The sequence below is a fragment of the Phocaeicola sp. genome (genome assembly GCF_048170425.1).
Lineage (GTDB): Bacteria > Bacteroidota > Bacteroidia > Bacteroidales > Bacteroidaceae > Phocaeicola.
Genome location: NZ_DBEXBB010000245.1, coordinates 1 through 12,299, shown reverse-complemented (window position 1 = coordinate 12,299; position 12,299 = coordinate 1). Strand labels below are relative to the sequence as shown.

At 44.1% G+C, this 12,299-nt stretch carries 6 protein-coding genes and 1 pseudogene; all 7 read left to right on the top strand.

The genetic code is table 11. From position 1 onward, the window contains the following. Positions 1 to 272 (top strand): annotated as a pseudogene (locus ACMJ0U_RS09710) (hypothetical protein); the annotation flags it as partial. Positions 273 to 298: 26 nt separating this feature from the next. Continuing rightward, on the top strand, positions 299 to 856 hold the full coding sequence (locus tag ACMJ0U_RS09705) for an RNA polymerase sigma-70 factor (RefSeq protein WP_417129762.1): 558 nt from the start codon (positions 299 to 301) through the stop codon (positions 854 to 856). 4 nt (positions 857 to 860) lie between these two features. Then, the gene (locus tag ACMJ0U_RS09700; protein ID WP_417129761.1) at positions 861 to 1,826 is read left to right on the top strand and encodes a FecR family protein; all 966 of its coding nucleotides are present in this window, start codon (positions 861 to 863) and stop codon (positions 1,824 to 1,826) included. Next, entirely contained in the window at positions 1,816 to 4,248 is a 2,433-nt protein-coding gene (locus ACMJ0U_RS09695) for a TonB-dependent receptor plug domain-containing protein (protein ID WP_417129760.1), read from the top strand. Before ACMJ0U_RS09700 ends, ACMJ0U_RS09695 begins: the two co-directional genes overlap by 11 nt. Positions 4,249 to 4,332: 84 nt before the next feature. Beyond that, the gene (gene mfd / locus ACMJ0U_RS09690; RefSeq protein ID WP_417129759.1) at positions 4,333 to 7,701 is read left to right on the top strand and encodes a transcription-repair coupling factor; all 3,369 of its coding nucleotides are present in this window, start codon (positions 4,333 to 4,335) and stop codon (positions 7,699 to 7,701) included. A 351-nt stretch (positions 7,702 to 8,052) separates the two neighbouring features. Then, on the top strand, positions 8,053 to 10,707 hold the full coding sequence (locus tag ACMJ0U_RS09685) for a TonB-dependent receptor domain-containing protein (RefSeq protein ID WP_417129758.1): 2,655 nt from the start codon (positions 8,053 to 8,055) through the stop codon (positions 10,705 to 10,707). A gap of 48 nt (positions 10,708 to 10,755) precedes the next feature. Next, positions 10,756 to 12,183 (top strand): right-handed parallel beta-helix repeat-containing protein, encoded by a 1,428-nt coding sequence (locus ACMJ0U_RS09680; protein WP_417129757.1) that lies wholly within the window; start codon positions 10,756 to 10,758, stop codon positions 12,181 to 12,183. Positions 12,184 to 12,299: the final 116 nt, after the last annotated feature.

The window sequence follows — 12,299 nt, the reverse complement described above, 5'->3', positions numbered from 1 at the left end:
TTCTTCCTGCCGCAGAATTTGTATATTATAAAAGAGGCTTGTTTGAATTGTATGGAACGGCTGCTGCCGGTGTGAACCTGAGTCGTCACAAAGAAACAGCTTTGACGGATGCCGGAAAGAAGGTTGCTAAGAAAGCAGATTTGAGCGCTTCGTTCGCTTATCAGGTAAATCCGATAGCCTTGAGGGTAGGAAATGAACGGATTGGCGGTTTTGTAGAAGCCGGATTAGGAAATAAAGGCTTCTTGACAGCTGGTGTAAGTTTGAAATTCTGATAATTCGTATTGACGGAATCATGATAATGAGAGCCGATAGAAAGGACATATTCAAATCCCGGTTTCAGGAACATTATTCAAGGCTGTGCCGTATAGCCTATGGATATGTTTCTGACCAGGACGACGCGGAAGATATTGTGCAGGAACTGTTTATCAGCGTATGGAACAAACGACTGGATGACATGCCTGAGAAGGAGTTTGCTGCCTATATGACTACTTCCGTGAGAAACAGTTGCGTATCCTTTCTGCGGAAGCGTAAGGAAGATACGGTGTCGATAGATGCTCATCCGGCTTCTGCCAGTTGTATGCCGGATGAAACTCCTGAAGGAGGTAAGACGCTTCAGGATATATTGGACTCGGCACTGGAGACTCTTCCTCCCAGATGCAAGGACGTTTTTTTACTGGCCAAGCTTCAGGGATTGAAATATCGTGAAATAGCTGAGAAGTTGGAGGTGTCAGAGAAAACAGTGGAAAACCAGATGACAAAGGCTATCAGGTTGCTTCGTACGTATGTGGCAGCGCATGGTGCGCTATTGGTAACGGTGACTGCCATTATTTTGTCCATTATTATAAATTGTGAATAAGACCATGAATAACAAGGAAAATATAGACCAACTGCTAGCCCGTTATTTTGTGGGTGAACCGCTAAGTCTTGTTCAGCAAAAGGAACTGGACACATGGATTGCGGCTCATCGACAAGAGTTTGAACAGATGTGCAAGCTGATTCATGCTCCGGTAAAAACTGCGGAAGAAATTCATTTTGATACGGGTAAAGCCTGGACCAAAATCGAGCCGCGTCTGGAAAGCCGGACACGGCCAATGTCATTCGAACGGAAGGTTACCTTTTTCCTTTCTGTGGCAGCTTCGTTATTGGTGTTGCTGGGTATCGGTGCCTTTTATCTTTTCCGTACACCGGCGGAAGAGGGATTGTATTATGCTAATGAGGAAAATTCAATAAAACAGATACTTCTGCCCGACAGTTCTGAGGTTATTTTATATCCTGAAGCTACATTGTCTTATTATTTTTCGGATAAAGGAAAAGGAAGGATGACCACATTGACAGGGAAGGCTTTCTTTCAGGTGAAAAAGATGCATGGAATTCCTTTCAGGGTAAAAACCGATTTTCTGGATGTGGAAGTGCTTGGTACTTCGTTCCTGGTAGACGCGGCGCAGAAAGAAAAAGCCGGAGTGTTTGTGAAAACCGGAAAGGTGCGTGTGGAAGCCGCTGAACATGAAGTGGTGATTCAGGCCAATGAAAAGGCGGAACTGAAAGGGAACATGCTGAAAGCGGATACGATTCTTCGTCCGCAGGATGTATTCGGCGTGGATGATTCGGTACTGGTTTTTGAGCAGGCACCTATTACGGAAGTGGTGAAGATAATTCGGGAAAAAACTGGCATACAGATTGATTTGGCCAAAGGTCTGGAGAAAAACCTGATAACTACCCGGATAAACAGTAATGAGCCGGACATAGCCGGAGAACTGGCTTTTCTCTGTGGGTGTAAATGCGAGACATTGGTGAAAGGAAAACATTACAGGTTATATGAAAAGTAAGTGGCTGCTCTTTTTGCTGTGGATGTGCGTGGTTGCGCGACCGGAAGCATGGGGGCAGGAAGTAAAATCAGTGAATACGGTAGCGGAAGAGTGGATACAGGTGAACTCCTCTTCCGCTACCGTATTGCAGTGGTTTGAATGGATTGAAAAAAGTACGGGAATCGTACTTTCATATAATCCTGCACAGATGGAGTTAGGTGAGGTGTGCCGGATAGAGCCGGGAGGGAAAATGACGGTAGAAGAACTTTTGCATCGCATCCTTTCCGGTTATCAGGTGAAAATCGCTTTTGTACCTCCCCGGAAACTGGTTATTCATGTACGGAAGATTGAAAGTTTTGATGTCAGCGGTACGGTATGCGAAGAGGACAGCGAAGAACGTTTGTACGGAGCCGTCGTTATATTGGAGGATAAGGATGGAAAGCAATGGAATACTATTTCGAATGGAAAGGGTATTTTCCGTCTGCATGTACCCGAAGGAGCATACATGTTGAAAACTTCTTATATGGGGTATATTCCACAGGTACAGCCGGTCCGGGTGGCGAGGGACTGTTTTATCCGTACCCGTTTGAAACCGCTGGCGTTTGAGATAGAAGAAATCACCGTGGAGTCGGACAAACGGGAAAATGAACTGGGAGAACTGACTCCATCCAATTTACTGGCTTTTAGTGGAGGAGACTTGTTCTCGCAGATATGGATTCTGCCGGGGGTGACTTCTTCCCTGGCCGGACAGAATTTTATGGTCGACGGGGGAGGATATGATGAGAATCAGTTGCTGCTGGACGGTGTGCCGGTTTTTCATCCCGGACATTTCAGTTCGCTTTTACCTGTGTTCAACGGGGATGCAGTGAAGAATATGGTCTTTCATAAAGGTTTTTTCCCAACTCCTTTGGAGGGACGGATTTCGTCGGTCACGGAGGTAAACCTGAAAGAGGGAAATAAAAAGGAGCATGTGCGCACCTTGACATTGGACATGCCGGCCGCCTCCGTCATGCTTGAGGGGCCACTTATCAAAAATAAACTGTCGTACATGGTCGGGGCACGCAGAAGCTGGCTTGATTTTTTCGATAGTCTTTTGTCGGAAGGAAATCGATTGAACCATTCCACTTATGATTATAATGCCAAGCTGTCGTATAACTTGTCTCCCGTTACTACAATGAATTTCCTGGCATACGGTGCCCGGGATGATTTTCATTTGCCTCTCCAGGAAAACGGTGAAAATGTGTCGGTGCTGCGTTGGGACAATCAGGCTTATCAGCTCTCGTTTGCCACACAGAAGGGAAGACTGGGAAATTCGACGGCAGTATTTTATTCTGCTTATACCAATCGGGCTTATATGGGAGAGATAAAAGAGGATACGGACGGGTATGTACATAGTGGCATTAAGTCGCTCAATGTGACTACGGATTTTAACTATTCGCTTGAAAATCTCTATCATGCGCGCTGGGGGGTGAAATATGCGTATGAAGTCTACGATTTGGTTTCACAAGGTGAGGAGATGCGGGTACGGCATGAGCCGGTGAATCAGGTGTCGGTTTATTATGATAACCTGTTGCGCATTTCACCGGAATTTTCAGTACAGGTGGGTGTGCATGGAGTGGCCTATTGCCCACAGCACCACCGGTCATACTATAGTATTCAGCCACGTCTGTCGGTGAAATACTTCCCGTCGGAAAGGAATCTGCTTTATCTGAACTTTTCGAAGATGGAGCAGTTTTATCATTTCCTTCGTTTCGACAGCTTCTCTTTGCCCACAGACTTCAGAATGCCCAGCATTGACGGTTTCAAGCCTCGCTCTTCTGAACATTATGAGATGGGGTGGAAGCATTTTATGGATTCGGGGCAGTGTGAGGTTTCTGTATATTATAAAACGAGAAGGAATGTGCTGGCTTTTCGTCCGAACACATGGGTTGAAGATGAGAGCTGGCAGAAATACTTGATGGTAGGTAATGGAGACAGTTATGGGGTGAAAGGGTATTTATATCAGCGTTGGAAGCGTTGGAGCCTACAATTGTCGTATGCCTACTCCCGGAGCCGGGAGTGGTTTGGTGAGTTGCCGGAAAAAGGAAAGATGCCCTCTTTGTACGATGTACCCCATCAGTTGGGAGGAGCTTTGTCGTATCAGCTGACGACTCGTTCTTCTTTTTCCGTAGGAGGTATGATGCGTTCCGGAAAAGTCCGCTTCTTGAATGAAGATTATGAGCCCTTGTCGGTAGCAGAATTTCGTGAACAGCGTGAGCCGTTGAATTATCGGGTGGATGTGGGCTATTCTTACCGGAAATCATTCGGCGAGAAATTGCTCTTGCTTCGTCTGGGTGTGTATAATGTTGTGGGAAACCCTTCCGAAGAGGAAATTTTGAGTTTTTATTCCGTGCACTGGAGAGGAAATTGTTTGCCGTACGGAAGCATCAGCTTCAAATTTTAAGGAAGAGTTGCTGCGGTATTCTTCGTTTTTTGTGTGCATATTCAAACGAGATTGCTTATTTTTGCAGCATCTATTGATGAGACAATGAGTATAAAAGAGCTTCAAGAGGTATATGCCAAGCATCCCAATGTGACAGGCTTGGCTTCTTTACGTAAAAATAAGGATATAAAGACTGTTTATTTGGAAGGTATGCACGGTTCGTGTGCTTCCTTGTTTGCTTCGGCATCGATTAGGACGATACCGGGAATTCATGTGTTTATACTGAACGATTTGGAGGAAGCCGGGTATTTTTATCATGACCTGGTGCAGGTGGACGGAGAGGCTGATATCTTGTTTTTCCCGTCTTCTTACCGTCGTGCCATCAAATACGGGCAGAAAGATGCAGCCAATGAAATTCTTCGCACGGAAGTGCTGAGCAGACTGGAGCAGAAGAAGCCGGTCACGGTAGTCACTTATCCGGAGGCTTTAGCGGAGAAAGTGGTTTCTCGGAAACGGCTTTCAGATGCGATGCTGACGCTGAAAGTGGGACAGCAGGAAGATACGGTCAAACTGATGGAGACGCTTTCCAAGTATGGGTTTGAGCATGTGGACTATGTCTATGAGCCGGGACAGTTTGCTTTGCGCGGCAGTATTCTTGACGTGTATTCTTTTGCGTCGGAATATCCTTATCGAATTGACTTTTTTGGAGATGAGATTGACAGCTTGCGTACATTTGAAGTAGAAACTCAGTTGTCGAAGGAAAAAAAAGATTCCATTTGTATTGTACCTGAACTTTCGGGGACGGAAGGGGCAGATATCTGTTTCCTGGATTTTGTGGATAAGGAGGCTACGCTGTGGGTAAAAGATTTGCTCTGGGTACGTGAACGTATTCAGGCCGTACACGATGAGGCGGTTTCTCCTCAGGCACTGAAGGCGTATGAAGGCGAGCAGACGGAACTGATGAATTTGTCCAAAAAACTGATTGATGGAGCAGAGTTTACGGTGCGTGCCCTTGATTTCTTCCGGATAGATTTCGGACATAAGGCCTTAGGAACTCCGCAGGCACGCTTGTCGTTCGAGACATCCGTACAACCTATTTTCCACAAGAATTTTGATTTGGTTGCAAGTTCTTTCACCGATTTCCTGCAACGGAAATACCGTCTGTATATTTGTTCGGACAGTATGAAGCAAACGGAACGTCTGAAAGATATATTCAAGGAAAGAGGCGATGACATTACCTTTGAACCGGTAGACCGTACGTTGCATGAAGGGTTTGTGGATCATGCGTTGCGGATTTGCGTGTTTACGGACCATCAGATTTTCGACCGCTTCCATAAATACAACCTTCGCAGTGACAAGGCGCGTAGTGGAAAAGTGGCATTGTCGCTCAAGGAACTGAATATGTTTGAACCGGGCGATTATGTGGTACATATCGACCACGGTATCGGACGCTTTGCAGGACTGGTGCGTATTCCGAACGGAAACACTACGCAGGAGGTCATCAAACTGGTGTATCAGAATGAGGATGTGGTGTTTGTATCCATTCATTCATTACATAAAATTTCCAAGTACAAAGGGAAAGAAGGAGAACAGCCCCGTATCAGTAAGCTGGGAACAGGAGCCTGGGAAAAAATCAAGGAACGGACAAAAACGAAAATCAAGGATATTGCCCGTGATTTGATTAAACTTTATTCTCAGCGTAAACAGGAGAAAGGGTTTAAATATAGCCCGGACAGCTTTTTGCAGCACGAGCTGGAAGCCAGTTTCTTGTATGAAGATACTCCAGACCAGTTGAAGGCTACTCAGGAAGTAAAGGCGGACATGGAAAGTGATAAGCCGATGGACCGTCTCGTCTGTGGTGACGTGGGTTTTGGTAAGACCGAGGTCGCTATCCGTGCCGCATTTAAGGCGGTGACCGACAACAAGCAGGTGGCGGTGCTGGTGCCGACTACGGTATTGGCTTATCAACATTTTCAGACTTTTAAGAAACGTCTGGAGGATATGCCTTGTAAGGTGGAATACCTGAGCCGGGCACGTACGGCAAAGGATACAAGCCGTATTTTGAAAGAGTTGGCCGATGGAAAAATCAATATCCTTATCGGTACGCATAAGATTATCGGCAAAAGTGTCAAATTCAAGGATTTGGGTTTGCTTATCATTGACGAGGAGCAGAAGTTTGGTGTAAGCGTGAAGGAAAAACTTCGCCAGCTGAAGGTCAATGTAGATACGTTGACACTGACGGCAACTCCTATTCCGCGTACCCTTCAGTTCTCTTTGATGGGAGCCAGAGACTTGTCGGTCATCCAGACACCTCCTCCCAACCGTTACCCTATTCAGACGGAAGTGCATACATTCAATGAAGAAATTATATCCGAAGCCATCAATTTTGAAATGAGCCGCAACGGGCAGGTTTTCTTTGTGAACAACCGTATTCAGAATCTGGTGGAACTGAAGGCAATGATTCAACGGAATATACCTGATTGCCGGGTATGCATCGGTCATGGACAGATGCAGCCGGAAGAGTTGGAGAAGATTATTTTTGACTTTGTCAACTATGATTATGATGTGTTGTTGGCCACGACGATTATTGAAAGTGGCATTGACATTCCTAATGCCAATACCATTATTATCAATCAGGCGCAGAATTTTGGATTGAGTGACTTGCATCAGATGCGCGGACGAGTGGGACGAAGCAATAAGAAGGCTTTCTGTTATTTGTTGGCTCCTCCTTTGTCATCGCTTACTCCAGAGGCCAGACGCCGTTTGCAAGCCATTGAGAATTTCAGTGATTTGGGAAGTGGTATTCACATTGCCATGCAGGATTTGGACATCCGTGGGGCTGGAAATATGCTGGGTGCAGAGCAGAGCGGTTTTATTGCTGATTTGGGATATGAGACTTATCAGAAGATTCTGAATGAAGCGGTTACTGAACTGAAGAACGAGGAATTTGCCGATTTGTATGCAGAGGAAATCAAAGCAGGTGAAGAAAAAATCAGTGGAGAGGAGTTTGTGGATGAATGTACGGTAGAAAGTGATTTGGAACTGCTCTTCCCGAATGAATACATTCCGAGCAGCAGTGAGCGAATGTTGCTGTACCGGGAACTGGACAAGCTTGAACTGGATAAGGATGTGGAAGCATTTAAAGTCAAGCTGATTGACCGTTTCGGAAAAATACCACCAGAAGGTGAAGAGTTGCTGCGTATTGTTCCGTTGAGACGTTTAGCCAAGCGTTTGGGAGTGGAAAAAGTGGTATTAAAGGTAGAACGGATGACGCTCTACTTTGTCAGCAACTTGGATAGTCCGTATTATCAGAGTGTGGCTTTCGGAAAATTTATTGATTACATGGCCAAGAACCCTCGTTATTGCAATCTGAGAGAGCAGAATGGGCGTCGTAGTATGGTGGTATCGAAGGTGACTGATGTGCGGAGTGCGGTAAGTATCTTGCAGGAAATTTTCAGTATAGAAGAAAAGTAGCCGGTTTCTTAAAGGAGTGATAAGGGAGCATTTCAGGATATTGGGTAAAACTGCTGCTGAATGAGTGTGAAGTTGCACTTCTCTTGTGGATAAATGTCTTTCCTTATTATCATGGACACAGATGTAAGGGAATGCTGGAAGGAGGTCATAAAGGGAATTATCTTTCCTGAAATAAAGGATAAATAATCATATTTGTAATATGTCTGTAAAAAGAGGTATTTGCGGGGTGAACCTGAAAATACCTCTTTTTTATTGTCAAGAATATCACGTGTAAATGTAACACAATAGAAATCTCTATGCAATACCTATGAAAATCACATGGGATACTTTTGCAGCAAATAAGGAAAACAAATGAAGTCTAAGATTGTATTGGTGTTATTATCACTGGTATCGACAGGATTGCAAGCCGGTGTGGTGAAAGGAAAAATTAAGGATGCGCAGACTGGAGAAGAGATTATCGGTGCATCGGTAATTGTGAAGGAAGACCCTGGAAAAGGAACGGTAACCGGACTGGACGGAAGTTTTAATTTGTCGGTAAACAGAGACAAATATACGCTGGTCTGTTCTTATGTGGGCTATAAAAAATATGAAGTCAGCATAGCAGCAGATAAGAAAGAAATTGTAATTCCTTTGAAGAGTGATGACGTCGCTTTGGATGAAGTGGTTGTGGTAGCTTCTAATCCGGGAAGAACTGAAGCGGGTGCAAGAGGCATTGAACGTCAGGCGATGAACGTGGTGAATGTCATGAGTGCTAAGGCGATAGAACTATCTCCGGATATTACAGTGGCCAACGTGATTCAGCGAATGTCCGGTGTGACAATTGAACGTAACAGTAGTGGTGAAGGACAGTATGCCATTCTTCGCGGTATGGATAAGCGCTACAACTATACATTGGTGAACGGAGTGAAAATTCCGAGTCCGGACAACAAAAACCGTTTTGTGCCGCTGGATATTTTCCCGTCAGAAATGCTGGACCGTCTGGAAGTAACCAAATCTTTGACCGCTAATATGGAAGGTGACGGAATAGGAGGAGCGGTCAATTTGATTATGAAGGATGCACCTTCTGAACGTCAGTTTACGGCAAATCTGTCAACCGGTTACAATGCAATGTATTTTGACCGTGATTTCCAGTCGTTCAATCATGGGGCAATTGTAAAGAAATCTCCTTACGAACAGATGGGAATGCCGGAAGACAGCCGTGTGACAATGGATAACTTTACGACAGATAATCTGCGGATGAAATGGAACAAGCCATTGCCAGATTTGACTGCCGGACTATCTTACGGTGACCGGTTCTTTCACAATAAATTGGGTGTGATGCTGGCTGGTAGTTACCTGAATACGTATAGAGGAAAAGAAAGCCAGCTGTATTATCAGCCGGGAACAACCCACAATGGTATCGAATACCGAAATTATTCTTCGCAACAGACTCGTATCGGGGCACATGCCAAACTGGATTATCATATTAAAACCAATCATAAGCTGACTTGGTATAATGGTTATATGGATATGAGGGAAGCGGAAGTACGTGATGGACGTGATGATAAGGAAGGAGCCGTACGTATGAAATGGAATCATCAGTACATTATCAATTCTACGCTGAAAGGTGAGCATGCTTTTCTGGAAGGCGGTTTGTTGCGCTTGAATTGGTCGGCTGTACTTTCAAAGGCATATAGTGAAACACCGGATAATGCAGAAATCTTTTTGCTTGGTAATCATGTACAGACTTCTGGAGCAGCAATCCGTCGTTGGGAACACAACTCCGATAAAGACAAGGCAGGATACCTTGATTTGATGTATAAGTTGAAACTGGATGGAGGTTCTGTATTCGACTTTTCAGTAGGAGGTATGTACCGTGATAAGAAACGTGACAGCTTTTTCAATGAATATACTTTTAACTCTGCTACGGGAGTGAAAGATCCGCAGTATCAGGGAGAGGACTGGAATAACTACGATGAAATCTTGTTTACCCCGCTTAAATACGGTAACATCAGTGACCCGTTAAACTATGATGCCACTGAAAAGATTGGTGCAGGATATGGAATGGTGAAATACACATACCAGAAATGGGAATTTATTGCCGGAGTTCGTGTGGAACATACCAATCAAGGTTACACTTTGAAGTTTCCTACAGAAAATACAGATCCTGAAGGATACCAGAAATATACGGATGTATTGCCGAGCTTCCATGCAAAATATGGAGTACATAAAAATGCGAACCTGCGTTTCTCGTATGCCCGTTCCATCAATCGTCCCAGTTTCTTTGAGATTGTTCCTTACAGCATTATCAATGAAGATTATAAGGAAAAAGGAAATCCGGATTTGAAGCATACGGTAGCCGATAACCTCGATTTGCGTTATGAATTCTTCCCGAAATCATCCGAGCAGTTCATGGTGGGTATGTTTTACAAGAAACTGAAGAATCCGATTGAATATGGATTGCTGAATGAAGGACAGGATACCTATTATAAGCCGATGAATTTTGGTAATGCAACCAACTTGGGAGTAGAAGTGGATGTAATGAAATATTTCAATTGGTTTGGAATAAAAGCCAATTATACTTACACGCATTCTTCCATTACGACCGAAAAGCGAATTATGGACGGAAATGATGTGGAAGCATGTACTCAGACACGTCCGTTGTTTGGTCAGGCTGCCCATGTAGCTAACCTGTCATTGCTGTTCAAAAGTACGAAATATGGCTGGGAAGGACAGATTGCCGGAAGTTATACCGGAAAGCGTTTGAGTGATATTTCTAACTGGTATGATGATGATATTTGGGAAGATGGTTATATGCAGTTGGATGCTTCTGTAGAAAAAAGCTTTAAGAATGGTATCAGCCTTTTTGCCAAGGCATCTAACTTGCTGGATACTCCTTTACTTCGCTTTATTCAGAGTGGCTCTCGTACGGAAAATGTCAACTCTGAACGTAACGATGGCAATGTGATAGAACGTAAGGAATGGCACGGACAGTCATTTATGCTGGGAATCAGATACAAACTATAATAAAGAGATAAAGAACTATATTGACTAACATTTCTAAATTATTACAAAATGAAACTGAAAAATTATTTGTTGGCCGGCACGGCTCTGATAGCATTGTCCTTTATGGCAGCTTGTACAGAAGAAGACCCGATTGCAAATGGGGATGGAACAGAGACTCCCGGAAACAATGATGATGGAAATAACGATGAAAATACCGATGGTGGAAATGGAGAGACAACTGGCGACATCATTGTCTGGCCTACAGATACGATAGTAAATCTGACTAGCCATTACACAGTCCCCGAAGGTAAAAGCCTTGTAATCAAAGAAGGTGTGAAAATTATTGTAAGTACAGCGGGAGTAGGAGCCAATCATGTTCCGGTAGAGTTCACTGTAAACGGAAACTTGTATTGTGAAGGTACTGCTGAAAAGCCTATCTTGTTCTCTGTTCCGGAAGATGAACGTACAGAAGAAAATATTTTTGCAGGTCTTTGGGGAGGTATTGTGGCTTCATCCACTTGTGAGGAAATGTTGATTGACCATACAATCATTGAGTACACAGGAGGTCAGGTTGTAGAAGGTTCTCCTGCTGCTGCAACTGAAGTGTATACCGCTGGAGATGATGCATATCCGCAGATTACAACCAATAATATCAATGGACATTATGTCATTACCAACTCTGTATTGCGTAACGGCTGGTCAGATGGTATTTATCTGATGGGTGGAAATGCCATTATTGCTAACAATGTGTTTGCTGCAAACGGATATGATGGTGCAGAAGCTGTAAACGTAAAAGCAGGATGTGTGGTCGATGTAGCTGGAAACGTAATGTTTAGCCCGAACACCAACGGCTTGAAACTCTCCAGCTCAGGTCAGAGTGAAACACGTGGTATGGCAAAAATCCAGGCATACAACAATACCATTATCAATGCAGGGTGGCGTCGTGACGGTGAAAAAGGCGGATGTGTCTATGTGGAAAAGAATGCACTGGTCAATGTGTTCAATAACCTGATGGTGAACTGCAAGTTCAGAGCCATGACTCCTAGTTTTGATATTCCTAATGATCCGGAAGAAGGATACAATGATAAGTCGGTTATTGACTATAACTACTATGCTTCAGGAACACAGAAAAGTGACGTTGTGTTTGCAGATGAGTCGGGTGTGGCTTACTCTTGGGAAGGATATGCTTATGCACATGAAGATTATAATGAAGGAGTAGTAGATGCAAACAGTGTAATTACAAAAACACAGGATGCATGTGCGACTAATAATCCGGAATTTGTGAACTATCCGATTAATGAAGTCGGGCTGACTGATTATGTATATCAGGATACATGGGACTTCCATGTACAGGCTGGCTCACCGGTGCTGACTGGTGCTTACAATGATAATGATGCAGCTATGCAGCCTTATTTCTCAGCAGGTCTGGAAGTAAATGGAGTGACTTATACCTCTCCGAAAGTGGAAGCTCGCTTCGGAGCGTACGGTACAAAATAATAAAATCCTTTTCTAGGTTTTGTTAAGGCAGTTGTGAAACTGCATTTTTCCTTAGACGAATAAGTCCGGACTCTTTTGTTTCGGACTTATTTTTTGAAAATTTTCAGCAGAGGATT